At 68.4% G+C, this 22,398-nt stretch carries 24 protein-coding genes; 16 read left to right on the top strand and 8 right to left on the bottom strand.

Going from position 1 to position 22,398, the window contains the following annotated elements:
- Nucleotides 1-24 precede the first annotated feature (24 nt).
- Nucleotides 25-648 carry a TetR/AcrR family transcriptional regulator gene (locus tag NRB20_RS35635; protein WP_153415836.1) on the bottom strand — a complete coding sequence of 208 codons (624 nt, stop codon included), beginning with the start codon at nucleotides 646-648 and terminating at the stop codon, nucleotides 25-27.
- A 91-nt stretch (nucleotides 649-739) separates the two neighbouring features.
- Here NRB20_RS35635 and NRB20_RS35630 point away from each other — a divergent pair, with 91 nt between their 5' ends.
- The gene (locus NRB20_RS35630; protein WP_153415835.1) at nucleotides 740-1,462 is read left to right on the top strand and encodes a carboxymuconolactone decarboxylase; all 723 of its coding nucleotides are present in this window, start codon (nucleotides 740-742) and stop codon (nucleotides 1,460-1,462) included.
- Here the strand turns inward: NRB20_RS35630 and NRB20_RS35625 are convergent.
- Nucleotides 1,455-2,258, bottom strand: coding sequence for an LLM class flavin-dependent oxidoreductase (locus tag NRB20_RS35625; protein ID WP_153415834.1), 804 nt, complete (start codon nucleotides 2,256-2,258; stop codon nucleotides 1,455-1,457). The two genes, NRB20_RS35630 and NRB20_RS35625, sit on opposite strands and share 8 nt — an antisense overlap.
- 199 nt (nucleotides 2,259-2,457) lie before the next feature.
- Here NRB20_RS35625 and NRB20_RS35620 point away from each other — a divergent pair, with 199 nt between their 5' ends.
- Nucleotides 2,458-2,949, top strand: coding sequence for a peptidylprolyl isomerase (locus NRB20_RS35620; protein ID WP_153415833.1), 492 nt, complete (start codon nucleotides 2,458-2,460; stop codon nucleotides 2,947-2,949).
- A 261-nt stretch (nucleotides 2,950-3,210) separates the two neighbouring features.
- Here the strand turns inward: NRB20_RS35620 and NRB20_RS35615 are convergent, their stop codons facing one another.
- The gene (locus NRB20_RS35615; protein WP_153415832.1) at nucleotides 3,211-4,077 is read right to left on the bottom strand and encodes an NmrA family NAD(P)-binding protein; all 867 of its coding nucleotides are present in this window, start codon (nucleotides 4,075-4,077) and stop codon (nucleotides 3,211-3,213) included.
- An 85-nt stretch (nucleotides 4,078-4,162) separates the two neighbouring features.
- On the opposite strand from NRB20_RS35615, the gene NRB20_RS35610 reads away from it, so the two are divergent.
- From NRB20_RS35610 to NRB20_RS35600, 3 genes are all read left to right on the top strand, one after another.
- Nucleotides 4,163-4,894: a TetR/AcrR family transcriptional regulator gene (locus NRB20_RS35610; protein WP_153415831.1), complete on the top strand. Its 732-nt coding sequence runs from the start codon at nucleotides 4,163-4,165 to the stop codon at nucleotides 4,892-4,894.
- A 67-nt stretch (nucleotides 4,895-4,961) separates the two neighbouring features.
- Nucleotides 4,962-5,462: a pyridoxamine 5'-phosphate oxidase family protein gene (locus tag NRB20_RS35605; RefSeq protein ID WP_153415830.1), complete on the top strand. Its 501-nt coding sequence runs from the start codon at nucleotides 4,962-4,964 to the stop codon at nucleotides 5,460-5,462.
- Between the two features lie 31 nt (nucleotides 5,463-5,493).
- Entirely contained in the window at nucleotides 5,494-5,811 is a 318-nt protein-coding gene (locus tag NRB20_RS35600) for a hypothetical protein (protein ID WP_153415829.1), read from the top strand.
- A 44-nt stretch (nucleotides 5,812-5,855) separates the two neighbouring features.
- On the opposite strand, the gene rplL is transcribed toward NRB20_RS35600, so the two are convergent.
- A complete protein-coding gene (gene rplL, locus NRB20_RS35595; RefSeq protein ID WP_153415828.1) occupies nucleotides 5,856-6,242 on the bottom strand; it encodes a 50S ribosomal protein L7/L12 in 387 nt (128 codons plus the stop codon).
- Nucleotides 6,243-6,391: 149 nt separating this feature from the next.
- On the opposite strand from rplL, the gene NRB20_RS35590 reads away from it, so the two are divergent.
- The 3 genes from NRB20_RS35590 to NRB20_RS35580 all read left to right on the top strand — a co-directional run bounded on the left by NRB20_RS35590 (nucleotide 6,392) and on the right by NRB20_RS35580 (nucleotide 11,332).
- A complete protein-coding gene (locus NRB20_RS35590; protein WP_153415827.1) occupies nucleotides 6,392-6,679 on the top strand; it encodes a hypothetical protein in 288 nt (95 codons plus the stop codon).
- Nucleotides 6,680-6,778: 99 nt separating this feature from the next.
- The gene (locus NRB20_RS35585) at nucleotides 6,779-7,777 is read left to right on the top strand and encodes an LLM class flavin-dependent oxidoreductase (RefSeq protein ID WP_153415826.1); all 999 of its coding nucleotides are present in this window, start codon (nucleotides 6,779-6,781) and stop codon (nucleotides 7,775-7,777) included.
- A 222-nt stretch (nucleotides 7,778-7,999) separates the two neighbouring features.
- Nucleotides 8,000-11,332: a tetratricopeptide repeat protein gene (locus tag NRB20_RS35580; protein ID WP_194290129.1), complete on the top strand. Its 3,333-nt coding sequence runs from the start codon at nucleotides 8,000-8,002 to the stop codon at nucleotides 11,330-11,332.
- Here the strand turns inward: NRB20_RS35580 and NRB20_RS35575 are convergent.
- Nucleotides 11,310-12,200 carry an alpha/beta fold hydrolase gene (locus tag NRB20_RS35575; protein WP_153415824.1) on the bottom strand — a complete coding sequence of 297 codons (891 nt, stop codon included), beginning with the start codon at nucleotides 12,198-12,200 and terminating at the stop codon, nucleotides 11,310-11,312. The genes NRB20_RS35580 and NRB20_RS35575 overlap by 23 nt on opposite strands.
- 95 nt (nucleotides 12,201-12,295) lie before the next feature.
- Here NRB20_RS35575 and NRB20_RS35570 point away from each other — a divergent pair, with 95 nt between their 5' ends.
- The 3 genes from NRB20_RS35570 (at nucleotide 12,296) to NRB20_RS35560 (ending at nucleotide 13,819) form a co-directional block, all read left to right on the top strand.
- Nucleotides 12,296-12,673, top strand: a complete 378-nt coding sequence (locus NRB20_RS35570; RefSeq protein ID WP_319945824.1) for a winged helix-turn-helix transcriptional regulator — start codon at nucleotides 12,296-12,298, stop codon at nucleotides 12,671-12,673.
- A 154-nt stretch (nucleotides 12,674-12,827) separates the two neighbouring features.
- Nucleotides 12,828-13,028 carry a hypothetical protein gene (locus NRB20_RS35565; protein WP_153415823.1) on the top strand — a complete coding sequence of 67 codons (201 nt, stop codon included), beginning with the start codon at nucleotides 12,828-12,830 and terminating at the stop codon, nucleotides 13,026-13,028.
- A 68-nt stretch (nucleotides 13,029-13,096) separates the two neighbouring features.
- Nucleotides 13,097-13,819, top strand: a complete 723-nt coding sequence (locus tag NRB20_RS35560) for a response regulator transcription factor (RefSeq protein WP_153415822.1) — start codon at nucleotides 13,097-13,099, stop codon at nucleotides 13,817-13,819.
- Here the strand turns inward: NRB20_RS35560 and NRB20_RS35555 are convergent.
- Nucleotides 13,733-15,142, bottom strand: coding sequence for a sensor histidine kinase (locus tag NRB20_RS35555; protein WP_319945823.1), 1,410 nt, complete (start codon nucleotides 15,140-15,142; stop codon nucleotides 13,733-13,735). The two genes, NRB20_RS35560 and NRB20_RS35555, sit on opposite strands and share 87 nt — an antisense overlap.
- 188 nt (nucleotides 15,143-15,330) lie before the next feature.
- On the opposite strand from NRB20_RS35555, the gene NRB20_RS35550 reads away from it, so the two are divergent.
- The 5 genes from NRB20_RS35550 (at nucleotide 15,331) to NRB20_RS37790 (ending at nucleotide 21,319) form a co-directional block, all read left to right on the top strand.
- Entirely contained in the window at nucleotides 15,331-19,845 is a 4,515-nt protein-coding gene (locus tag NRB20_RS35550) for a WXG100-like domain-containing protein (protein WP_153415821.1), read from the top strand.
- An 11-nt stretch (nucleotides 19,846-19,856) separates the two neighbouring features.
- Nucleotides 19,857-20,213: a hypothetical protein gene (locus NRB20_RS35545; protein WP_194290128.1), complete on the top strand. Its 357-nt coding sequence runs from the start codon at nucleotides 19,857-19,859 to the stop codon at nucleotides 20,211-20,213.
- A gap of 79 nt (nucleotides 20,214-20,292) precedes the next feature.
- Entirely contained in the window at nucleotides 20,293-20,757 is a 465-nt protein-coding gene (locus NRB20_RS35540; RefSeq protein ID WP_194290127.1) for a YbaB/EbfC family nucleoid-associated protein, read from the top strand.
- An 11-nt stretch (nucleotides 20,758-20,768) separates the two neighbouring features.
- On the top strand, nucleotides 20,769-21,074 hold the full coding sequence (locus tag NRB20_RS35535) for a WXG100 family type VII secretion target (protein ID WP_153415818.1): 306 nt from the start codon (nucleotides 20,769-20,771) through the stop codon (nucleotides 21,072-21,074).
- Nucleotides 21,075-21,142: 68 nt separating this feature from the next.
- Nucleotides 21,143-21,319, top strand: coding sequence for a hypothetical protein (locus tag NRB20_RS37790; protein WP_194290126.1), 177 nt, complete (start codon nucleotides 21,143-21,145; stop codon nucleotides 21,317-21,319).
- On the opposite strand, the gene crcB (NRB20_RS35530) is transcribed toward NRB20_RS37790, so the two are convergent.
- The gene (crcB, locus tag NRB20_RS35530; RefSeq protein WP_319945822.1) at nucleotides 21,281-21,643 is read right to left on the bottom strand and encodes a fluoride efflux transporter CrcB; all 363 of its coding nucleotides are present in this window, start codon (nucleotides 21,641-21,643) and stop codon (nucleotides 21,281-21,283) included. The two genes, NRB20_RS37790 and crcB (NRB20_RS35530), sit on opposite strands and share 39 nt — an antisense overlap.
- A gap of 3 nt (nucleotides 21,644-21,646) precedes the next feature.
- Nucleotides 21,647-22,150 (bottom strand): fluoride efflux transporter CrcB, encoded by a 504-nt coding sequence (gene crcB, locus NRB20_RS35525; protein WP_319945821.1) that lies wholly within the window; start codon nucleotides 22,148-22,150, stop codon nucleotides 21,647-21,649.
- Nucleotides 22,151-22,398 lie beyond the last annotated feature (248 nt).

Below are 22,398 nucleotides of genomic sequence, written 5' to 3'. Positions count from 1 at the left end.
GGGTCCGACAAGTTCGGTCCCCGACTATCCAGCTGATCCGGAGCAATCGAGCCCGACGAGTTTGGTGAGGAAGCGGTCGAGCTGTTCGGCGGCCGGTGGCCACCGCATATCGGGTTCGTTGATGCGCTGGGAGAGCATGCCGTTCACCGCGGTACGCAGGTCGATGGCAACCGTGGTCGCATCATCGGCGGGAGCGATTCCCGCGTCCATGCAGCGTTGTACGGCATCGACGGTGCGCTCGACCATCACCTGTTTGAAGGGCATACCGAGCTTGCGATGCACCGAACTCTCGTGCAGGACCTTGTACAGGCCGGGATGTGCTTGGGCCCAGGCCGCCTGGGCCAGCATGCGTGCGCGCAGGCCGCGGCCGGGATCTCCGGCGGCGGCGTCGGCCGCGTCCCCGACGCCCACCAGTTCCTCGTGGCATCGCTGGGTCACCGCGAGCACCAGTGAATCCCGGTCGGGGAAGTGCAGATACACCGAGGTGGCCGCGATTCCGATGGTGCGGGCGACCGCCCGCAGTGACAGCGCCTCGTCATCGGCGAGTTCGTCGAGCATCTGCATCGCGGTCTCGACGATCTCCTCCCGGAGTTTCTCGCCGTGCCCGCGAGCGTTCGAGCGGCGTCGCGGGGTCGAGATCTCGTCCATGACCGGCATTGTAATCGGACAGGCATTGCGCTACATTCATAGCGCTACAGATGTAGCGCAACAGATGTTCACAATTTGAGGAGTGGTCACCATGACCGCAATCACCCCGCCCTCCGGAATCGATGTCGGCACCCTGGACGCGATGTTCGCGCAGATGGGCGCGGCTACGGTCAGGCACGCGAACGAGGTATCGGGTCTGAACGACCGGGAGAAGACGTTCTTGCGCCTGACCGCCGACGTCTGTGCCCAGGCCCTCGGGCTGCCCTTCGAACGTCACCTGCGCACCGGCCTGGATCTCGGCGTGACCACCGCGGACGTGCGTGCGCTGCTGCGCCTGATCTCCTACGACACCGGCTATCACACGGCGCTGGCCGCACTCGATCGCCTCGTCGAACTCGAGACGGCGCTGGGCCTGCCGCGGCCGGAGGTCGCGGAACTGCCCGCCGAATTGCTGGCCACGGGGTCCGATGCCGCGCCGTCGCCACTGCCGGACTCGGTGCGCGCCATCCTGACCGGGCTGGATCCGCACTTCCTGGACCACTTCGAGCTCCAGTCCCGGATGCGCTTCCCGTCGGGGCCCGATACTCTCACGGTCCGCGAAAGAGCCTTCGCCACAATGAGTATCGACATCTACTACCAAACCCTCGGCGATACCTTCCGGATCCACATCCAACGGGCGTTCGGTGGCGGCGCGACCATCGACGACGTTCGAGACGTACTGCGCTTCGACGCCCAGTTCGGTGTCACACGAGCCTGGCAGGCGTGGAAGGCGTTTCACGCCCACGCGGGCGCGGCGGGGTGGGATCTCAGCTGACGGCGAGTTCGGCGACGATGGGGGCGAAGCGGTCCGCGACGTGGGCGCCGAAGATGAAGTAGGAGAAGCCGAGTTCTTCGCGGCGGCGTTGGATCTCCTCGGCGGCGGCCGACGGGTCGTCCGGGAGGGCGGTCAGGGCGTCCATGGCGTGCAGGGCGGCGGTGTCGGTGTCGGGCGGCGCCATGTGCGGTGCGACGGTGTCGCCGACGACCGGGATACCGAGGGCCAGTTCGATGTCGGTGTCGGTGCGGAACTCGCGGGTGAGGCGTTCGACGTCGGCGCGGGTTTGATCGCCCAGGGCGAAGGTGACCGTGTCCGCGACCTCGGCGGCCAGTGCTCGGGCCTGCGGGCCGACGACGGCCATCGCCACGGGTGTGTGCCGGTCGGGGCCATCGAAATCTCTCAGCGCGCTTACGGTTTCGCGGATTCGGGCCAGTCGCTCGCCGGGTGGGACGCCCGGTTCGCCCTTGGCGCGGAGTTCGTCGTCGATGCCCGGACGTCCGGTGCCGATGCCCATCTCGAAGCGGCCGTCGGTCAGCAGCGACAGCGAGTGCGCCTCCCAGGCGGTCAGCCAGGCCGGGCGGAACGGGGAGGCGTACACCCAGGTGCCCACGCGCAGGTCGGTGAGGGCCGCGGCGGTGGCCAGCAGCGGGGCGGGCGCGGGTTGGGTGAGCGGGAAATCGGGGACCAGCAGGGTCGAATAGCCGCTGTCGGCGATGCGACGCGCCTGATCCCGCCACGTGGGCAGATCGGTCATGAGTGGGGCGACGACCCCGAATCGAAACGGTTTCGGCATGTCCGGATTCCTCTCGATGGGCGGCGAGGGCACCGGCCGTGCTGTGCGGCCCGCGAACATCGCCTGCGGTGCGTTCAGAGGGATCGACGTCGAATCCACTCGAAATTCATCGGTGCGGCCGCGATCGCACACCGTTTCGGGCGGGCGCCCAGAACCCGGCGGGACCGGTGTCGTGGGACCGATGTTAAGAATATTGCCCATGAGCGACAACGTGTACTTCCAGATATCCGCCAACGGCGAAGATCTCGGCCGGGTCGTGTTCCGGCTGTTCGACGACGTGGTGCCCAAGACCGCCCAGAACTTCCGCGAACTGGCCACCGGCCAGCACGGTTTCGGCTACAAAGGCGCGCCGTTCCATCGCGTCATCCCGGAGTTCATGCTCCAGGGCGGTGACTTCACCAACGGCAATGGCACCGGTGGCAAGAGCATCTTCGGCGAGAAGTTCGCCGACGAGAACTTCCAGCTCAAGCACGACAAGCCGTTCCTGCTGAGCATGGCCAACGCGGGCCCCGGCACCAACGGTTCGCAGTTCTTCATCACCACCGTCGTCACCCCGTGGCTGGACGGCAAGCACGTCGTCTTCGGCGAGGTCGTCGAGGGCTCCGAGGTCGTCAAGGCGGTCGAGGCGCTGGGCAGCCGCTCGGGCAGCACGTCGAAGAAGATCGTCATCGAGGACAGCGGCGTCGTCTGATCATTCGGCATCCGGACCGCGGCTCGACGTGATGTTCACGTCGAGCCGCAGTCGTTTCGACAGGTGCGGCGCACCGAACTCGCTGTCGCCGACCGGGAAACCTGATCGGGCGCGAGCGAATTCACCGCCGACCGGCGAGGTACTTCTGATCGCCCGAGATCACGCAGGCCGGGCAGATGCCAGCCGGTCGGATGTGCGGCATGCCGACCGGGCTTTCGATGGCCGATTCATGGTGCGGCACAGCAGATTTCGACGCGATGATCAGGCTTGTGCCGCGAGTTGGTCGCGGACCATGGCATCGAGATCCATGGGTGCACGGCCGATCAGTTTCTCCAAAGTCGGGTCCACCGTGGCGAATTCGCCCGCGCGGGCGGCGGTGAACATGCCGAGGAACAGGTCGGCGAGTTCGGCGGGGAGGCCGGAGCTCGTCAGCTGATCGCGGAATTCGTTGTCGGGAACGGTGATTCGATCGATGTCGCGGTTCAGCAGGGAACTGGTGTGGGCGGCGAGATCGGTGAAGGTCGCCGCGCGGGCGGCGGTCAGGGGTGGGGTGGGACCGTCGAAGGTGGTTTCCCCGGCGAGGATGGCGGCGATGGCTTCGGCCAGGTCGTCGTGGGCGGTCCAGGCGACGGGTCCGTCGGCGGGGACGGCGACGCTGCCCGATGACGCGGCGTGCGCGAACCAGTACAGCGCGCTGGTGATGTAGAAGCCGTTGCGCAGGGCGGTGTAGGGGACGCCGCAGGTGCGCAGGATCTCCTCGGTGGCCGCGTGATCGCGGCAGGGCTGGAAGTGTGAATCCGGGTTCGCGCCCGCGTGACTGGTGTAGAGCACGCGTTGCGCCCCCGCGGCGACCGCGCCGTCGATGGCGGTGCGATGGGCGCGCACGGCTTGTTCGCCCAGTCCGTCGACCGAGACGACGAGCACCTGCGCCGCACCCTCGAAGGCATGCGGCAGGCTCGCGGGATCGGCGAAATCGGCTGGGCGGACGCGAATTCCGCGATCCGCGAAGTGCTGCGCCCGGCCGGGATCGCGGGCGGTGACCCCGATCCGTTCGGCGGGTACCCGGGTGAGCAGTCGTTCGACGATGCGGCCGCCGAGTTGTCCGGTGGCTCCGGTCACGATGATCATCATGCGCTCCTGTGTTTCCGTTGATATCAGAATCAGGGTATCATTGATATTAACGATGGAATCGGCATCGCGCTATCGTTGATATATGTCGTCACGTCCAGCCGCCGGGGACGCCCCGGCCGAACCGCGCGCCGCGGGTCCGGAGCAATCCCGGCAGCGGGTCATCGAGGCCGCGATCGATCTGCTCGAACGCGAGGGCCGCGACGCGGTCACCACCCGTGCGGTCGCGGTCGCCGCCGGAATGCAGGCCCCGGCCATCTACCGGCTGTTCGGCGACAAGGACGGGCTGCTCGAGGCGGTGGCCGAACACGGTTTCGCCACCTTCCTCGCGGCCAAACATCTGGACCCCGAACCCGCCGACCCGATCGCGGATCTGCGCGCGGGCTGGGATCTGGCGGTCGAATTCGGCGTGGCCAATCCCGCCCTCTACACGCTCATGTACAGCGAACCGCAGCGCGAATCCGCCGCCGGTCGGGCCGGGATGGAGATGCTGCGGGCCCGTGTCCACCGCCTCGCCGCGGGCGGGTGGCTGCGGGTGAACGAGGAACTCGCCGTCATGACCATCCACGCCTCGGGCCTCGGCGCGGTCTTCACCTGGCTGTCCCTGCCGCCGGATCGGCGCGACCCGGAGCTGCTGCGCGTACTGCGCGAGTCCATGGTCACCGCGGTGACGAATCAGCAACCGGCGGTTCGGGATTCGACCGTCTCCGGAACGGCCCGCGCCCTGCGTGCTGCGCTGCCCGAACACACCTCACTCAGCGCCGCCGAACAACACCTGCTGACCGAATGGCTCGATCGGCTCGGTTCCGCCGAATGATGCGGCAACCGGATCGCATTCGAGTGACTACCGTCGTCGGTGACGGTCGACGGCGCGAAGGGATGGCATGGGGCTCGAGGAGCAGTGGGATCGGATTCGTGACGTGGTGTCGCGGGGTAAGCGGTCGACGGGGCATTTCGCGATCGCCTCGGTCGATTCGGCGGGTGCGCCGCATGTGACGCCGGTGGGGACGGTGTATCTGCGGGACGACTGCACCGGTTTCTACTTCGATCAGTACACCCGCGTGCTGGCGGACAATCTGGACGCCGATCCGCGGGTGTGCCTGATGGCGGTGGACAGCGGTCGGATGTTCTGGATGCGGGCGCTGGTCACGGGGCGTTTTCCGGCGGGGCCCGGGGTGCGGTTGTACGGGACGGCCGGGCCGCGACGTCCGGCCGAACCCGCCGAACTCGAGCAGGTCCGGCGCAGTGTGCGCCCGGCGCTGCTGTCGCGGGGCGGCCGGCTGCTGTGGGGCGACTTCACCCATGTGCGCGATCTGACCTTCACCGATTTCCGGCCGGTGCGTTATCCGGTGATGATGTCGCATCTGTGGCAGGGGGTGCCCTGATCGGCGCGCGCGGCGGTGTGAGGAGGATGTCGTGAGGGACGGGACGCGGGAGGTGCTGAGGGTCGTCATCGATACCGCCGATCCGGACGTGCTGGACGTGCGCTGGTCGCCCGCCTCGGAAACGGCCTCGCACAAGATATTCGAGTACGCCCGGGTGTTCCTGATCGAGCCGGATTCCGCGCGTCGGTATCTGGATCTGGTCGACGGGCGCGCACAGGCGTCGGTGCGGCTGCCCGCGGATCTGCCGCCGGGGGAGTACGCGATCGAGATCGACGCCTATGCCGGGGCGAGTTGGGGCGACGGCAAATTGGATGCGCGCGGCCGCAGCGCGAGCTTCACCGTCGGCTGACCACGCGGACACTGCGGTCGGACTACCTTGCGGCACAGCACCATTCAGCGCAGCGCGACCCGCGCACCCGCCGCCTCCAGCTTGCCCTTGGCCACCTCGGCCGAAGCCCGATCCAACCGTTCGCCGATCGGCGTCGGCGCGGACTCCACGAGATCCTTGGCCTCCTTCAACCCCAGCCCGGTGATGATCTCGCGTACGGCCTTGATCACCTGAATCTTCTTGTCCCCGAAGGATTCCAAGATCACATCGAACTCGTCGGGCTCGTCCGCCACCTCCGCCGGGGTGGCCGCGCCGGGGCCCACGGGAGCCAGGATCTGCGGGGCTGCGGAGACGCCGAACTCCTCCTCGAACGCCTTCGTGAATTCCGAAAGTTCCAGCAGCGTCATACCTTTGAAGACCGCGAGTAGTTCGGCGATGCTCATCTCGGCCATGATTTTCCCCTTGCGCTGTGACCATGGCGGTATTCCCATGATAGGTGCGCGCTCACGGCGTCGGCGCGAAATGATGTGCGATCGGGATGAATCGGAATATCCCGTCGCGGCTGCCGCTCGTTTCGGCCGCCAGGTGAGAAGATCCCTGCATGAGTGAGAGTCTTCGGTTCGTCTCCACTGCCGGTGAACTCGACGCATTACCGTTGATGTCGGTCATCATGGCCGCCAAACCGGCACGGTCGGTCTTCCAGAAATGGCTCGATCAACAGGGCGGTCCGCCGACCTGGGTACGCACCATGAGCAGCGACCGCTACACCTGCGAGGAGCTGAGCGTCGGCCCGTTCCCGCTCTCGGCCCCGCGACAGTTCCGCTTCGTGGTCCTCTACGACCCGTCGGTCGACGGTCACCCCGGCGAATGGGATCCGCACACCGAGTGAGTCGCGGTCGGAACGCGCGGTCGTGGAATGCGTGGCGGGTCGGGTGACGTTGCATCCGGAGAGTGTCACCGGTTCCCGATCCGCGAAAGGCGGCGACGTATGCCCCTCGCCCTGTCCATCCTCGATCTCGCGTCCATCGCTCCCGGTCGCAGTGCGCGGGACAGCTTCGACAACAGCGTCGCCCTGGCGCGGGCCGCCGAGCGCAGCGGATACCGGCGGGTCTGGTACGCCGAGCACCACAACATGGGATCGATCGCGTCGAGCGCCACCAGCGTGTTGATCGGGCATGTCGCGGGGCAGACCGAGAGCATCCGGCTCGGGGCGGGCGGGATCATGCTGCCCAACCACTCGCCGCTGGTGATCGCCGAGCAGTTCGGCACGTTGGAGACGCTGTATCCGGGCCGGATCGATCTCGGGCTGGGGCGCGCGCCGGGCAGTGATCAGAAGACCATGTACGCGCTGCGCCGCGACCACGCCTCGGCCGACACCTTCCCGCAGGACGTCCTGGAATTGCAGGGCTACCTGACCGGTGATTCGCGCATTCCCGGCGTGCAGGCCGTGCCGCGGGCGGAAGGCGTTGTGCCGCTGTACATTCTGGGCTCCTCGCTGTTCGGCGCACAGCTGGCCGCGCAACTGGGACTGCCCTACGCGTTCGCCTCGCACTTCGCCCCCGACGCGCTGCACCGCGCGGTCGAGGTCTACCGCGAACACTTCCTCCCCTCCGAGCAACTGGCCGAACCGTACGTGATGGCCGGGGTGAACGTCTTCGCCGCCGACACCTACGAGGACGCCGCGCAGCAGCGGGCGGTCTCCTACCGCGCCCGCGCCCGCATGATGGTCCGCCGCGGCGCGGGCGACGCGTCGTTCACCGACGAGGAGATCGACGCCTTCCTGGCCAGCCCCAACGGCCGCCACCTCTCGGAAATGACCAGGTACACCGCCGTCGGCCTCGCCGAGGACGTCCACGCCTACCTCACCGAATTCGCCACCTCCATCGGCGCGGACGAACTCATCCTCGCCCACCACGCCACCGACATCACCGACCGCATCCGCTCGGTCGAACTCACCGCCACCACAGCCGCCGCAACGACCTCATGACCTGACCGCTCGGGAGACGCGGCGCCGGTGTCGCCGGATTGATCGGGAATGTCGGATTCCTTGCGGGGCGGTGGTTTTGCGGAATCGCCGTGCCCCCGAAAGTACGGTGCTGAACGGTGTTCATCCGGGGGCGGGGCAGTGTTAACTTGGCCGGGGCGTCGGGCGGTTCCGGCGCTGGAATCTTGTTGTTCCTGGTCGAAGTGGAAGTTTCGGGGGCCGCCGATGTCGATCGGGGAATCGATCGCTCAGGTACCGGCGATCGGTGAGATACCGGACGAGCCGATGGGGTTCGTCGAGCGCGAGGTCGTCGGGCGGGTGCGCGCGGCGCTCGGGCGCAGTCCGGTGGTGGTGCTGGGCGCGCCCGATGACGCTGCGGGAGTTGGTCGTACGCAGGTCGCGGCCGCCTGTGCCCGGACGGCGATCGCGCTGGGTGAGGGTGTGGTCGGGTGGGTGTCCGCCGCCACCGAATCCGAGTTGCTCACCGGTCTGCTGGCGGTCGCCGAGGGGCTCGGGGTCGCGGTTCCGGGTGATGCGGTCGGGTCGGCGCGGCGCTTGGCCGCGGCCCTGGCCGAACGGCCGGGCGCGAGTCTGCTGATCTTCCATACCGTCGCCGATCCGGAGACGGTGCGGCCGTATCTCCCGGCCGGGCCGTCGGCGCGGGCGCTGATCATCGGAACATCCGGTGCCGCAGCGGAATTGGGTGAAACGATACTGGTCGAACCGTTCGCTCGCGCGGAGTCGGTGGCGTACCTGCGCCGCCGGGCACAGGTGCACGACGACGTCGGAGCCGATGCGGTGGCCGCTGCGCTGGGTGATCTGCCGCTCGGTCTGGCGGTGGCGGCCAGCGCGATTCGCCTGCGCCGCCGTCATCCATCACACCGCCTGGACTATCCCGGATACCTCGAACTGCTCGGGTCCGGCGGCCTCGATGCCGCGCTGGCCATCGCGGTGGAAAGCCTGCTGCTGGACGACGAGTCCGGCCTGCTGCGGCGACTGCTCGAGACGGTGGCCGTGGTGCCCGGCCAACGGGCCCCGCTCAGCGCGCTGTACGGCCTGGTCGAGGACGCCGACGACGACGCCGGCCGCGAACTGGTCGAGATGGCGATCGACGACTGCCTGCGCGGCGCGCTGCTGGTCTACTCGACCGATCGCCGCACGGTCCTCATGCATCCCCGGCTGGCCCTGGTGCTGCGGGGACGGCTGGGCGCGAGCGGGGCGTTGGATTCGGCCATCGAGACGGTCCGCGCGCTCGCGACTTCGGACGACGCGCCCGAACCGGCCGCCACCGACGTCGCCGCGCTGCTGCGCATCCTCACCGAACGCACGGCCATGCGCGGCGAACTGCACCCCGACACCGCCGCGGCCCGCAACAACCTTGCGGTCGCGTATCACCTTGCCGGAAGCCATGATTCGGTGGTCCGGCTGTACGAGAGCGCGCTGGCCGTCGCGGAAGGTGAACTGGGCGAGGAACATACCGGGACGATGTCCGTGCGCCGGGGCCTGGCCCGTGCCTACCGCAGCGCCGGGTGGCACCTGGAAGCCATCGCTCAACTCGAGCGCGTGGTCGCCGGTCAGGAACTGCTCGCGGGCCCCGACGATCCCGAAACACTCACCGCCCGTGAGTATCTCGCCACCAGCTACCTGCGAGCGGGACAGCACGAGCCGGCGCTGACGCTGCTCGAGCGCGTCGCCGACGACCGGCTGCGGCTGCTCGGCGCGACGGATCCGCTGGCACTGCACGCGTGCGAACACCTCGTCCGGGCGCACGTCCAGACCGGCGACCACGACACCGCCCTGCTGCTCCAGGAGGGACTGTGCGTCGAGTGGGAGAACCTGCTCGACCCCGACAGCCGGGACCTGCGGCTGCACCGCGCGGAACTCGGACGGATGTACCACGAGGCGCAGCGCTACGAAGAGGCGTTGCCGCTGCTGGAACAGGCCCTGGACGCGGCCGAACGCGCCGCCGAGCCGGACCATCGCGACATCGCCGACGCCTGCACGCTGCTCGCCTCCGCGCTGTCCGGTCTGGACCGGGCCGCCGCGGCGGTGCCCCTCTACGAACGCGCCCTGCTGGCGAACGAACGCGGGCACGCCGGGGACAGCGAGCGGACCCGCGCATCCCGAAAACAGCTCGCACAGGCGTACATTGCTGTCGGCGATCGTGCCGCCGAGGGCGTCGCGCTGCTGACCGAACTCCTCGCGGAACGGGAAAACCATTACAGCACAGACGATCTCGAGGTGGCCAAGCTACGCTGGGACCTGGTCGGCGCACATCTGAAGGCGGACCGGCACGACGCGGCGATCCCGTTGCTCGAACGGCTGCTGGCCACCTATCAGCGGTGTGTGCCCGACCGCGAGGACCAGATCGCCAACGTGTGCCTGTCCCTGGCGCGCAGCTATCGCGCCCAGCAGCGCTACCTCGACGCGATTCCGCTGCTCGAACGCGCACTCGCCGACCGCGCGGCCCGGTTCGGCACGGTACACGCCGACACCGACGAGATCCGAATGTTGTTGGGCGCGAGCCTGACCGGCGCTCACCGGCACAACGACGCGATTCCGGTCCTGGCGCGGGTACTGGCCGATCGGGAGGCCCGCCTCGGCTCCGACCACGCCGACGCCGACACCGTCCGGCTCTTCCTGGGCTCCGCGTATCGCCAGGCCGGACGGCACGAGGAATCGATTCCGCTGCTCCAGCGGTTCTACTCGCTGCGCGAACGTCGTTACGGCACAGACCATTCCGACACCATGACCGCCGGGCAGATGCTCGCCAACGCCTACAGCGAGTCCGGCCGCAACGCCGATGCCCTGGCGTTGAACGAAACTCTCGCCGTCCGGCGGGAACGGACCTGGGGCCCGGACCACCAACTGACCCTCACCGTTCGCAACAACCTGGCCTTCGCGCTCGGGCGGGCCGGGCGGTTGCGGGAGGCGGTGACGATGCACGAGAGCATCCTGGCCGCCCGCGAACGCACCCTCGGCCCGGACCATCCCGATACGCTCGTATCCCGCAACAACCTGGCCGACGCCTACCAGTCGACGGGCCAGAAGGATCTGGCGATCATGCTGTTCGAACAGGCGTTGTCCGCGCGTGAACGCGTGCTCGGCCCCGACCACTCCGACACCATCGCCTGCCGCGGCAATCTCGCCATCGCCTACAGCGGCGTGCGCCGGTACGAGGATTCGATCGCGCTGCACGCGGCCAACACCGAGATCCACACCCGGTTGCGCGGTCCCGAACATCCCGAGACGCTGATCAGTCGGCATCATCTCGGCGCGGTCCAGATCAGTGCTCGGCGCTTCACCGAGGGCATCGACATGATCGCGACGACCCTGACCGCGCGTCGGCGTGTGCTGGGCGCGGAACATCCCAGCACCCTCAACACCCAGCACAACCTCGGCGTCGCCTACCACCTGTACGGCGACCACGAACAGGCCGTCCAAATCCTCGAACAGACCCTCGCCGTTCGCACCCGCGTCCTGGGACCCGACCACCAGCTCACGATCGCCACCCGAAAGTACTTGGACGACAACCTCACTCGCCGCTGGAACAAGTGAGCCCGGCACTCTCGGCCGCTACCGGCTCGAGGAATTCGGCCAGTATCGGCAGCAGCGCGTCGGGCCGGTGCAGCGGGATGATGTGGCCGCACTCCGGGATCAGGCGGGCGGTCAGATCGTCGGCGACGGGCCGGAGTTGGTCGGCCAGCGTCGCACCGACCGGCTGTGCGCCGATCGCGAGGGTCGGCACGGTCAGGCGGGTCGCGGCGACGGCCGCGCGGAGTTGCCCGGCCGTCTCGGGCAGCGCGCGATAGTAGGAGAACGCGCAGCGCAACGCCTCGGTCCCGGTGTACGCCGCGACGAAGGCGTCCCGGATCGGTGCGGGAATGCCGCGCCCGAGGGTGCCATTGTGCAGAAACCAGTCGATGTACTCGGGTTCGTGACCGGTGAGCACCCGTTCGGCCAGACCGGGGACCGCGTGGAAGCCGAACCACCAGGGCGGGCCCGCGCGCAGGAACGTCTCGGCTCCCGGCAGGGTGCCCAGCAGTGATTCCATAAGCACCAGCCGATCGACCGGACCGGGTCGGCGCAGCGCGAGCAGGAATGCCGCGGGCACGGCGGCGTCGATCGCGACCACCGTGGCGCGGGATTCGCCGAGCGCGGTCAGCAGGGCGGCCGCGTCGTCGGCCAGGGTGCGCGCGTCGTACCCGTCGGCGGCACGGGTGCTCGCGCCGAAGCCACGCAGATCCGGTGCGATCACCCGATGTCGTTGTGCCAGTGGGCCGATCACCGCGCGCCACAGCTGCCAGGTGTGCGGAAATCCGTGCAGCAGCAGGATCGCGGGCCCGCTGCCGGCCAGCGCCACGGAGATCTCGATGCCATTGGCCGCGACCTGTCGAACCTCGATTTCGGATCGTTCCCCGGACATCCGCACCTCCTGGTCACTTACGGTTACCAAGTGACCATAGGTAGGATGGCAGGTCCGGCCAAGAAGGCACTTTCGACACAGGTGGTGAGCTCCAGGTGACTGCCCCGCCCGGCCCGCGCGGCGATCTGTTCGACCCCCGCTGCCCGACCCGGCGGCTGCTGGATCGCCTGGGCACCAAATGGGTGTCGATGGTGGTCAAACTGCTCGCCGAGGCCGCGCCCGGGGAGATCCGGTTCGCCGAATTGCGGCGTCGGATGCCCGGCGTCTCGCAGAAGATGCTGTCGGTGACGTTGCGCGATCTGACCCGCGACGGCCTGGTCGCGCGCCGCGTCGAAGCCACCGTGCCGCCGCGGGTGCACTACCGGCTGACCGAGTTGGGGTTGTCGCTCGAGGTGCCGCTGGCGGCGCTGCGCGGGTGGGCGCAGGACCACATGGCGGAGATCGATCGGGCCCGTGACACGCCGGAGGTGTGAGCGGCGCGCGTGCGGGTAATTCGGTGAAAGCGCCCCGCCCGGTGGTGTTCGCGGGTCAGGATCTAGTGGGCGAGACGGGCCGGGCGGATGATCGCGATCCGCGGGCACGATGGCGCTTTCGCAGTGTTGCGAGCCGGGCGTACAGGAGGTACCGATGCGACGACGCATCTCGAAAGCCGATGTGTGGCACCACATCATGTCCGGACTCATCATGCTCGGGGGCACCCTCGGCGGTGCCGAGGTCTACGGCGAATACCTGCGCGAGCAGCATCGGTCCACGCAACCGGAACCCGACTGGGACTGGTCGATCCCGAACCGCTGGTACGACGAGGCCCGCCACTCCGGCAGCGCCTGACCGCCCCGCGACGCGCCGAACCGGGGTGTGCCGCCGGGCTCGATCCGCGGATGCTGCATGCTGGGGCGATGCGGGTGCTGGTGGTCGAGGACGAACCGCGCTTGGCGCAGACGTTGCGTCGTGGGCTCGAACTGGAGGGTTTCCTGGTCCAGTTGGCCGCGACCGGCACCGACGGGCTGTGGTGGGCCACCGAACACGACTTCGACGTCATCGTGCTGGACATCATGCTGCCGGGGCTCAGCGGCTACGAGGTGCTGCGCCGGGTGCGCGAACAGGACGTGCGCACCCCGGTGCTGATGCTCACCGCCAAGGACGGTGACTACGACCAGGTCGACGCCCTGGACCTGGGCGCGGACGACTATCTGACCAAACCGTTCTCGTTCGTCATCCTGATCGCCCGCCTGCGCGCGCTGCTGCGGCGTCGCGCACCCCAGCAACCCGCGCAGTTGCGTGCGGGCGATCTGGTGCTCGACCCGGCCCGGCGCTCGGTGCATCGCGGCGAGAGCGTACTGACCCTCACCCCGCGCGAATTCGGACTGCTGGAATTCCTGTTGCGGCACAAGGGAAATGTGCTGACCAAGGCCGAAATCCTGCGCAACGTCTGGGATGTGCACTACGACGGCCCCGAGAACGTGGTCGAGGTCTACGTGGGTTATCTGCGCAAGAAGATCGATACGCCCTTCGGCCGCACCAGCATCGAGACCTTACGCGGAGTCGGCTACCGGATGCTCGACCCCGACGGGACCGGCGACGGGCAACTCCAGCACGAAACGGGCGCCACCCCAGGGTGATTCGCCGATCGTCACCGAACCATTGTGCGCGGCAACGATTTCCGTGACGATGGCCAGCCCGAGTCCGGAGCCGCCGGTGCTGCGGGCGCGGTCGTCGTCCAGGCGCACGAAACGTCCGAACACTCGCTCGCGGTCCGCGGGCGCGATACCGGGACCGTCGTCGTCGACCAGGATCCGGGCGCGGTTCTCGTCGCTCTCCAGCGTGATCGCGACCCGGGCGCGCGCGTGTGCGGCGGCGTTGTCGGCGATATTGCGCAGCACCCGAGCCAGTCGCGGCCGATCGCCGATCACCCGCACCGGCACGATCGCGGTGTGCACCCACACGTCCCCGCGCAGCCGCAACGTCGACGCCTCGGCCGCGGCCAGATCGTCCAGATCCACATCGCCGGTGCGCAATTCGAGGCCGTGCTCGTCGGCGGCGGCCAGGGTCAGCAGGTTCTCCACCAGTTGGCGCATCCGCTCGGTCTCCGGCAGCAGCGCGCCCTCGATCAGGTCGCGGTCCAGCACCTCGGGGCGATCGCGGGCCAGCTCGAGCGCCGCGGTGACCGTCGCCAGCGGACTGCGCAACTCGTGCGAGGCGTCCCCGACGAAACGCTGCTGCGCCTTGTGCCCGGCCTCGACCCGGGCGAGCATCTCGTTCATCGTCTCGGCCAGCCGGGAGATCTCGTCGCGCGCCACGGGCACCGGCACCCGCTGCGACAGGGCCGTGGCCCCGATCCGCGCGACCTGCGACCGGATCGCCTCCACAGACCGCAGTGAGCGTCCGACCAGCAGATATGTCGCGGCTGCGGCCGCGATGACGACCAGCGGACCGCCCATCGCCAGCAGTACCGCGACCTCGGTCATGGCATGTTCCACCGATTCGGTGTCCGCCGCGACCAGGATCGTGTAGTTCCCGGTCGAGGTGTTCACGATGCGGGCCGCGATGCGCAGATCCTCGTCGTACCCCTCGGCCGCGGGCAGTCCGACGGCCTGGGTACCGAACGCGTCGCTGTCGGTGAGGGGTGTGCGCAGTTTGTCGGCCGAGCGCCAGGCGATCCGTCCGTCCGCGGCGATCACCTGCACCGCCACCACCTGGCCCTCGATGGCGAGCAGTCCCTCCGGAACGCGGTGACCGTCGCTGTGTTGCAGCTCCTCGGCGATCTGCGTGGTGCGGGTGTCCGCCGACACGTCCAACTGGTGGGTCAGCGAGCGACGCAGCAGCCCGAGCATCGCCCCGGCCGCGATCAGCAGCACCACGCCGACCACCAGCGCGGCCGTCACGGCCGAGCGGATCCGCACACCCCAGCGCGAGGGCCGCAGCCAGACCGGACTCCGATTCACCTGCCCATCATGCGATATCGCGCGCGTTCCGGTGCACACGGTTCCCGGCGGTTCGCGGGTGCGTTGCGGGCCCGATGCGGGCGTGGATCGATCGCCTTGCCGAATTTCCTTGTGCGCCACCGGTTATTCACCGAAATCCGCTGTCCTGGTAGGAAGTACTCGGCGGCGGGGGTGGGGGAGGTGACTTCATGACTCTCTATCTGCCGCCCGAACTGCGCTGGCTCGGCTGGATCGCCGGTAGCTCCTGGCCCGACGGCGACGAGGACGCCATGTGGGCTCTGTCGCGCGAGTGGAAGGCCGCCGCGGACGCCATCACCGCGCTGGAGAAGGACGTCCAGAACGCGAAGGCCGACACCATGAAGGCGTATCCCGCCGGTGCGGGTGCGGACAGCATGGGTGCGAAGTTCGACGATCTGATCAACGGTGAGCACTCGCTGAAGACGTTGGCGGAGATGTTGCAGGCGGTGTCCGACTCGACCTTCGAGATGGGCACCCAGTTGCAGGCGACCAAGCTGACCATCATCATGTCGCTGGCCTGGCTGGCGGCCGAGATCGCCTGGGCGTGGTTGTTCCCGCCGACCGCCCCGGCCGTGGAGTCCGGCGCTATCGCCACCACCCGCTCGCTCCTGAAGATCGCCGAGGACTACGTACAGAACTTCGTCGAGAAGCTCGCGCAGAAGATGCACCTGGCGGCGTACAAGGAGCGCTACTACTTCAAGGAGATGCTCAGCGGCGGCAAGTTGCTGCTGCCCAGCGCCAAGGGCGTCGGCGTCTACACGGTCAAGATCCTGGAGAGCGCGGCGACCTCGGCGGCGATGGACGGCGCGGTGCAGCTCGGTCAGATCTGGGCCGGTAAGCGGCACGGTTTCGACTGGAAGGAATTCGGCGTCTCGATCGGCGCCTCGGCCGCCGGTGCGATACCCGGACGCGAAGTCGCTCGCTACATGGGTTTCGGGATCGATAAACATCTGGGCAGTTCGCTGGCCAAGATGAACATCCCGTTGGGCAAGAACATCGCGTACCCGGCGGGCGCGGTCCTGCGCGGTGCGAGCATCGGTGCGGTATCGGGTGCGACCGGCACCTTGTTCGGCAATATGGTCGCGGCGGCCGCCTACGGGCCGTCCGCGTTCGGGTCACCCCAGGGCTGGGTGGGTGGTATTTCGCGTGGTGCGATCGTCGGTGCGGCGCGTGGCACGTTCATCAAGCGGACCACGCCGACCATGGACGATATGCGGTATTCGGCGTGGATGGGTAAGGAGGCGTCGAACAAGAACAAGCGGGATCCGCATCCGAGCAAGGCGGCTCCGACCAATCCGGGAGATGGTGGGGGTGCTGGTCAGAACGGTGGCAATGGTGGCCTGAACGGCGGTAATGGTGGCGGTCGGAATGGTGGCGGCGACGGGCTGAACGGTGGTGGGAACGGGGGTAACGGCCTGAACGGCGGCAATGGGCTGAATGGCGGTGGAGGCCAGAACGGGGGCAATGGTCTCAACGGGGGCGGCGGTCGGAACGGCGGCGCTGCGCTGAACGGAGGCGGTGCTCAGAACGGTGGCGGCCGGATCACGGCTGGTCCTGTGCGGCAAGGTGGTTCGGATGGCAACGCCATCGCGATGCAGCCCATCGGTCGGGGTGGCGGTGGCGCGCAACAGATGACGTCGGGCCCGCGCGGGACCGGTGGGCTCCAGGACGGCACGTCCACGGTGAGCCGTCCGGGCGGCAACAGCTCGCAGCTGGGTGGCAGTTCGAACCTGCACAGCGGTGTGGCGCAACATGATTCGTCGACCGTCTTCCGTCCGGGCGGCAACAGCTCGCAGCAGGGCGGAAGTTCGAATCTGCACGGCGGGTCGACGCAGCAGCACGATTCGTCGACGGTGATCCATCAGGGCGGCAACACTTTGCAGCGCGGCGGGATTCCGGGCGTGGGTGGAAACCGCAGCGGTCAACGCGGTTTCGCCTTCGACGGCGGCAACGAGACGTCCGGTCTCGGTGGTGGCCGCAACAACTCGGAGATGCTCCGCCCGATCACGTCGACCCAGGACGGCCAGTCGTCACCGGGAGGCGGTGGCCGGTCGCAGCAGACACCCGGAGCCGGCGGCAGCAGATCCGAAATGCCTTCCAGCTCAGGCGGTGTCAGGTCCGGTCCGAGTTCGGGGCTCGTCGGCGGGCGGTCCGGCGGGAACGCGCTCGGTGAGTCGAACATCGTCGGCGGCCGTTCGCGCCAGCACGGCGGCGGACTCGGCGATGGGTCCACGAACAATACGGTCATCCGGACCCGGCCGGGCGGACTCGGCGGCGGCAACGATCGATCGCTGTTCGAACCCACACCATCGCGCGAGGGCAACCAGATCAGGTCGTTCGGGGAGCACGAATACGGTTCGGGCAGTAGCCGATCCAACTCCGGCGACCACGAGATCGGCGTATTCCAGCGCGGTCCGCGCGGCGGCATGTTCCGCCCCGGCGACGACGCGCTGTTCCAACCCGGTGGCGGTCGGCGACCACTGTCGCCGATCCGCGGCAACTCCGACGAATCGATCAGCGAGACAGATACTTTCGGCTTCCGCCCGAACTTCGAGGAGACGATCTTCCCGGGCGGCGGCTCCGCGCCCGCCTCGCTGGGCGGCAACAGCCACAGCGAGGTGATCAGCCCGATCGGCAACGGCGGCTATCGCGGCGGCGGGTTGTTCCGCGGCGGTTCCGCACCCGGTTCGATGCGTGGCGGCGAGGATCAGCTGTACCGCCCGAACGAGCGGCAGACGCCGGTGCCGCAGCCGACGAGGCGGCCACCGACCTCGTGGGAATCCTCGGTGGACGGCGGATTCAAGGCGTCGCCGCCGCGTGGCGGTTCCGCACCCGACGAGTCGAACCTGTCCGGCGGCGGCTCCATCTCGCGCCGCGGCGATTCCGATCAGATCTCCGACTACGAGAAGCTGCTGCGCCCCGACAGCCGCGGCGATTCGGATCAACTGTCGGATTACGAGGTGCTGCTGCGGCCGAACAGCCGGGGCAGCTCCGACCAGCTGTCCGACTACGAGGTGCTGCTGGGTCCGAATACGCGGGGCGGGCACGGCAGTATGCGCGGTTACAGCTCCGACGAGGATTCGCTGTACGCGCCGCCGCCCCGGAGCGGCACCGAGCGTCCGGGGCAGACGCCGGTGCCGCCGCGCGATCAGACCGGCTCGGAACCGCCACCCCGGCCGTCCCGCAACCCGAACCGCCCGGCTCCGGTGCCGCTGCGAGATCAGTCGGAGGCTGGTCCGTCGCGGAATCAGACTGGTTCGGAACCGCCGCCGCGGCCGTCGCGTAATCCGAATCGTCCGGCTCCGGTGCCGCTGCGAGATCAGTCGGAGGCTGGTCCGTCGCGGAATCAGACTGGTTCGGAACCGCCGCCGCGGCCGTCGCGTAATCCGAATCGTCCGGCTCCGGTGGTGCTGCGAGATCAGTCGGAGGCTGGTCCGTCGCGGAATCAGACTGGTTCGGAACCGCCACCTAGGCCGTCGCGTAATCCGAATCGTCCGGCTCCGGTGGTGCTGCGAGATCAGTCGGAGGCTGGTCCGTCGCGGAATCAGACTGGTTCGGAACCGCCACCTAGGCCGTCGCGTAATCCGAACCGTCCGGCTCCGGTGCCGCTACGAAACCAGACGGGCTCCGAGCGGACTCCGGTACCTCCGCGCGGCCAGTTCCGTCCCGGCCCCTCGAATTCCGGCGGTCGCCGCGACGACGACAGCCAGTCGTGGTATAGCGACGACGAGCACATGAGTGGCGCGATTCGGGTGTCACCGGAGCGCGGCGGCGGGACTCTGAGTTTCGACCGCGACGGTGCCCTGGTCTATCACCCGGGTGACAGTCACGGCGACCACGGGACCTTCATGAACAACCGGCCCGGTCGTTCCTACAGTTTCGGCGGTTTCGAAGCGGGTCCGTCGCGCATTCGCCCGGGTGCGCACGGCGACGACTATTCGCTCTACGGCTCAGGCAGTATGCGCGGCCACGGCGGCACCTCCGACGATTCCTCGCTCTACCACGCGCCGTCCGGACGCGGGAGCGACGGCACGGGCGGCCCGCCACCGATTCCGTCGCGCAACCCGGCGCGGCAGGGCCCGACGACGGCTCCGCCACCCCCGAATCGCCCCGCGCCTCCGCCGCCACCGAACCGTCCGGCACCTGTACCGCCCCGTGTGAATCGTCCGGCTCCGCCGCCACCGATTCCGCCGCGGAACCCGGCACGTATCGCTCCGCCGGCCCCAGCCCCAGCCCCAGCCCCAGCTCCGGCCCCGGCTGCCAAGGGACCGCAGCAGCGGGACGACGACTTCCTCGGCAAGGCAACGGATATGAAGGCCAAGACCCGGCCGAAGCGCAAGTTCGAGTACCTGCCGCTGCCCGGTCCGTACGAGGCTCCGACCGCCCCGGACGCCGCGACCTGGCTGGACGGGGCGAGCGGAGCCGCGGGTCCGAGCGGCGCGACGGGTGCGGACGGTGCGACGGGCGCAGGTACACCGGGTACCGGTGGTCCCTTCGGCGACAATCCGGCTGGCACCAACCCCGGCGGCACGAACCCGGAAGGCACGAACCCCGAGGGCACCAATCCGGAAGGCACCAACCCCGAGGGCACCAACCCGAAAGGCACCAACCCGGAGGGCACCGACCCCGGCGGGAGCGGCCCATCCGGCCCGTCGAACGTGGACGTGGCCTTCAACCTCAAGTGACGATCGGCTGTGTGGTGATGGTCGGCCGTGTGGTGATGGTCGGCCGTGTGGTGATGGTCGGCCGTGTGGTGATGGTCGGCCGTGTGGTGACGATCGACCGTGCGGTGATGGTCGGCCGTGTGGTGACGATCGACCGTGCGGTGATGGTCGGCCGTGTGGTGACGATCGGCCGTGTGGTGATGGTCGGCCGTGTGGTGACGATCGGCCGTGTGGTGATGGTCGGCCGTGTGGTGACGATCGGCCGTGTGGTGACGATCGACCGTGTGGTGGCGGTCGGCTGTGCGGTGACGATGATCGGTCGCGGGGTGATGGTCGGTCGTGTGGTGACGATCGGCCGCGCACGACAACCGAAGATCGCATTGCCGTAGTGCCGGATTCCCTTGTGCGACATGTCGTATTAACCGACATGAGATGTCCTGGATACGTAGAGCGAACGGTGGAGGTGTCATGGTCAACGAGCGGTTGGCGGCCGATACGGCCACGATGCTCGAGGGTCTCCAGGCCCAGATGCGCGGTATCGCCGAACTCCAGCAGCGCCGTTCGGAGCTGACGGCGACGGCATCGGTCGGGGAGGACCGGGTCCAGGTGACGGTCAACGCCGACGGCATGGTCGTGCAGACCAAATTCGGCCACGAGGCCGCGGACCTGAGCTACGAGGAACTCGCCGAATACGTGACCGCGGCCGCGCAGGCGGCGATGCGGGGCGTGCAGAACCGCAGCCGCGAGCTCATGCAGCCGCTGATCGAACGCCGCTCCCGACTGCCGAAACTCTCCGAGATCATCGAGGGCGCACCGGATCTGGAGGACATCCTGCCGCCCGCGCCGCCCCCGTCCACCGAGCCGCCGCAGCCGCGCGACCGGGTCGGGAACGACGACGAACAACGCCCGCTGATCGCCGACACCGACCACTGAGGACGCCGACGATGACCAGTATCGAGATCAATCCCGGCCAGTTGCGAACGGCCGCAACGGATTGCGACAACATCCACAGCTCCGTCCTGAACGTCCTGAACAACCTGAAGGCCGCGACCAGCGGCACCCAGACGCCCTGGGGCAACGATTCGTTCGGCAAGAAGTTCGCCGAGGGCGACAAGGGCTACATCTCGGTCAGCAAGAACCTGCTCGACGGCGTCAACGATCTGGCCACCACCTTCGGCGCCTTCGCCTCCGGTCAGCGCGAGGCCGCCGACGAACTCACCAACGCCGATACCGGGCAGGCCAACGGCTGACGCTCTCCCCATACGGGGGTATCCGACGGCCGTCGTCGTAGCCCTCCACACGGGGCTATCGTGGGGATATGGGTGTCATCGGTGAAATGTTCCCGGGTAGGAAGCTGACCGACGAGGACAGCGAGGCCGGTGACGGCCAGCCACACCGGCCGCGTCTGGAATTCGACCTCGACGGCGGTGTGGTGCGGCTGCCCGCCCGGCCGCGTTCAGCCGAGCAGGGCGTGCGCGACGGTGAATCCGAGTAGCGCCGCGCCCAGCCCGGCGATCACGCTGACCACGACGTTCATCGTCGCGTAGAAGTACGCGCGCTGTTCGAGCAGCCGCAACGTCTCGAAGCTGAACGTGCTGTACGTGGTCAACGCACCGCAGAACCCGGTACCCAGCAGCGCCACCACCGGAATGCCCGCCGCCGCTCCGGTGAGCGCACCCAGGATCAGGCATCCGCTCAGATTGACCGCGAAGGTCCCCCACGGAAACGGGCTGTCGTGCCGGGCGTTGAGCGCGCGATCGGTGAGGTAGCGGGCCGGTGCGCCCAGCATCGCGCCGACGAAGATCAGGATCGGTGTCACGGTTCAGACCTGTTCTTCCTCGTCGAAATCCTTGCTGGGAATCTGCTTGCGCAACAACACTTTTCGCGTCAGCGTGACGGCCGCCAGCACGGCCAGCATGGCCGCGATCAACGTGCCCGCCAGATACCCGAACGCCACGTACACCGTCCCGGGCGCGAGCAGATTGCGCGTCTCCACGGCATAGGTGGAGAAGGTGGTGAACCCACCCAGGAATCCGACGCCTAAAAAGGGCCGCACCAGCCGATGCCCGGTCCACGCCTCGGTGATCAGTACCATCAGCACCCCGATGGCGAAACAGCCCGCGACATTGGTCGCGAAGGTCCCCCACGGAAACTCTCCGGGCCGCGTCGGCAGCAACCGCGCCACCCCGTACCGAGCCTCGGCCCCGATCCCACCGCCGAGCGCGACGACGAGCAATACGATCCCGTGTTCACGAAACCACCCCGGACCCGGATCGGTGGTATCGGCTTCGACGGCAACACCGTCGGAAGGACGCACTTCGGTCACGGACAGACTCCTACTCGAACATGAAAGTACTGGTCAAGTAGGGACTGTTGGCGGTGCGAGACCGCGGTTGTTCCCGCTGGCGGAAAGTGGCGAGCCCCACCGCCACATCGGTACAGACTAACCTCGCGCATTCACCGGAATTCCGACACCGTGTGTCGGTATGAGGAAAGGGTGCTCTGACCTGCGATAATTCGAGTTGTCTAGGTTCGAATATGGCAGTTGCAGGAGCACCCTTTCGGTGAGTCAGT

It is taken from the genome of Nocardia macrotermitis (assembly GCF_009604405.1).
Lineage (GTDB): Bacteria > Actinomycetota > Actinomycetes > Mycobacteriales > Mycobacteriaceae > Nocardia > Nocardia macrotermitis.
The sequence above is the reverse complement of the archived record's forward strand: the minus strand, read 5'-3'. Positions and strand labels throughout refer to the sequence as shown.

Excerpts from the sequence above, each read along its gene's own strand:
- NRB20_RS35635 (WP_153415836.1), bottom strand. The coding sequence starts at position 648 with ATGGACGAGATCTCGACCCCGCGACGCCGCTCGAACGCTCGCGGGCAC.
- NRB20_RS35630 (WP_153415835.1), top strand. The coding sequence starts at position 740 with ATGACCGCAATCACCCCGCCCTCCGGAATCGATGTCGGCACCCTGGAC.
- NRB20_RS35625 (WP_153415834.1), bottom strand. The coding sequence starts at position 2,258 with ATGCCGAAACCGTTTCGATTCGGGGTCGTCGCCCCACTCATGACCGAT.
- NRB20_RS35620 (WP_153415833.1), top strand. The coding sequence starts at position 2,458 with ATGAGCGACAACGTGTACTTCCAGATATCCGCCAACGGCGAAGATCTC.
- NRB20_RS35615 (WP_153415832.1), bottom strand. The coding sequence starts at position 4,077 with ATGATCATCGTGACCGGAGCCACCGGACAACTCGGCGGCCGCATCGTC.
- NRB20_RS35610 (WP_153415831.1), top strand. The coding sequence starts at position 4,163 with ATGTCGTCACGTCCAGCCGCCGGGGACGCCCCGGCCGAACCGCGCGCC.
- NRB20_RS35605 (WP_153415830.1), top strand. The coding sequence starts at position 4,962 with ATGGGGCTCGAGGAGCAGTGGGATCGGATTCGTGACGTGGTGTCGCGG.
- rplL (WP_153415828.1), bottom strand. The coding sequence starts at position 6,242 with ATGGCCGAGATGAGCATCGCCGAACTACTCGCGGTCTTCAAAGGTATG.
- NRB20_RS35590 (WP_153415827.1), top strand. The coding sequence starts at position 6,392 with ATGAGTGAGAGTCTTCGGTTCGTCTCCACTGCCGGTGAACTCGACGCA.
- NRB20_RS35585 (WP_153415826.1), top strand. The coding sequence starts at position 6,779 with ATGCCCCTCGCCCTGTCCATCCTCGATCTCGCGTCCATCGCTCCCGGT.
- NRB20_RS35580 (WP_194290129.1), top strand. The coding sequence starts at position 8,000 with ATGTCGATCGGGGAATCGATCGCTCAGGTACCGGCGATCGGTGAGATA.
- NRB20_RS35575 (WP_153415824.1), bottom strand. The coding sequence starts at position 12,200 with ATGTCCGGGGAACGATCCGAAATCGAGGTTCGACAGGTCGCGGCCAAT.
- NRB20_RS35565 (WP_153415823.1), top strand. The coding sequence starts at position 12,828 with ATGCGACGACGCATCTCGAAAGCCGATGTGTGGCACCACATCATGTCC.
- NRB20_RS35560 (WP_153415822.1), top strand. The coding sequence starts at position 13,097 with ATGCGGGTGCTGGTGGTCGAGGACGAACCGCGCTTGGCGCAGACGTTG.
- NRB20_RS35550 (WP_153415821.1), top strand. The coding sequence starts at position 15,331 with ATGACTCTCTATCTGCCGCCCGAACTGCGCTGGCTCGGCTGGATCGCC.
- NRB20_RS35540 (WP_194290127.1), top strand. The coding sequence starts at position 20,293 with ATGGTCAACGAGCGGTTGGCGGCCGATACGGCCACGATGCTCGAGGGT.
- NRB20_RS35535 (WP_153415818.1), top strand. The coding sequence starts at position 20,769 with ATGACCAGTATCGAGATCAATCCCGGCCAGTTGCGAACGGCCGCAACG.
- NRB20_RS37790 (WP_194290126.1), top strand. The coding sequence starts at position 21,143 with ATGGGTGTCATCGGTGAAATGTTCCCGGGTAGGAAGCTGACCGACGAG.